Genomic DNA, 1,191 nt, shown 5'->3' on the forward strand with positions numbered 1-1,191 from the left:
CCGAGGGCCTGGCAGCTGATCGCCGCCAGCATCAGCACGCCGATTACTCGCTGCATGACGGGCTCCAGGCGGGCAACAGGCGGCCGTCGGCGGCAAAGCGATAACGGCCTTGGTCATAGCCCTGGCCGAACAGCGCCAGCACCTGGCTGTAGTAGGCCTTGGGCTCCACCGGTTGTTCGGCCAGGCGCTGGCGCTGCTGCGCCAACGCCGCCGCGTGCTCGGGCAACGCTGCCAGCAGTGGCAGCAACGCTGCCGAAAAGCCCGCCGGGCCATGCCCGGTGGCGGCGCCGCTGCGCGCATCCACGCGCTCGGGTGGGCGCCCCTGACTGTGGGTCAATGCCGCCATCGGCGCATAGTGGGCCAGCAGCTCGGTCCGCTGCGCCGCGTCCTCGGCCAGCATGCCGACCCACAGGTACACGCGGATAGCGTCATAGTCACCGGCGTTGCCGTGTTGCGGGTCGGATGCCGGTTCACCGGCCGGGGTCCACAACAGCCAGTCCGGGGCAAAGCCTTTGGGTGAAGAAGCCAGCCACACACGTCGACTGTTGGCCGCCAGCTCGCCCCACAACGGGTCCACCAGGCTGAAGCGGTCGAGCAGTTGCAGCGGCAGATAGCTCGGGTTCAGGCGGCTGCCGCTGGCATCCTCGAAGCCGTAGTCACCCGGCAACAGCATCACGCCCAGGCCCGGTAGTTTTCGTACGGTCTGCGCGGCGATGCGCCACAACAGCCGCTGCCCCAGTTGCGCATAGGCCGGTTCGTCCCATAACCGCCCGGCTTCGAGCAGGCTGTAGGCAATCCACAGGTCGGCGTCACTGGCATTGTTGGTGTCCAGCACCTGCCACTGGCGCTGGCCATTGCGCCCCCACAACCAGGCCGGCAGATGCCGGGCCAGGTCGCCCTCGGCCAGGTTGTTGCTGGTCCAGCGCAGCAGCTTGGCGAAGCCCGGACGGTCATTGCCGACCAGGGCAAAGAACAGCGCATAGCTCTGCCCTTCCGAAGTGCTGATCAGGCGCGCGTCACTCGGGTCGATGACCCGGCCATCCACGCTCACCAGTTCGGCCTTGAAGTGCTCCCAGGCAGGCCACGAGCAGGCCGCCCCGGCATTGGCGAAAACAGGCAGGCCCAGGGCGACCAGCCCTGTCAGCAATGGTCGCATCATCAGGCCGCCTCACCCAACCGACGTCGGCCAGC

Annotated in this window: 1 protein-coding gene; it reads right to left on the bottom strand. The window is 68.1% G+C overall.

What is annotated here, in order from left to right; translation table 11 throughout:
- Positions 1-43: 43 nt before the first annotated feature.
- A complete protein-coding gene (bcsZ, locus tag HP546_RS30420) occupies positions 44-1,159 on the bottom strand; it encodes a cellulose synthase complex periplasmic endoglucanase BcsZ (protein ID WP_172233640.1) in 1,116 nt (371 codons plus the stop codon).
- Positions 1,160-1,191 lie beyond the last annotated feature (32 nt).

Origin of the sequence: Pseudomonas sp. CM25 (assembly GCF_013179705.1) — a bacterium.
GTDB lineage: Bacteria > Pseudomonadota > Gammaproteobacteria > Pseudomonadales > Pseudomonadaceae > Aquipseudomonas.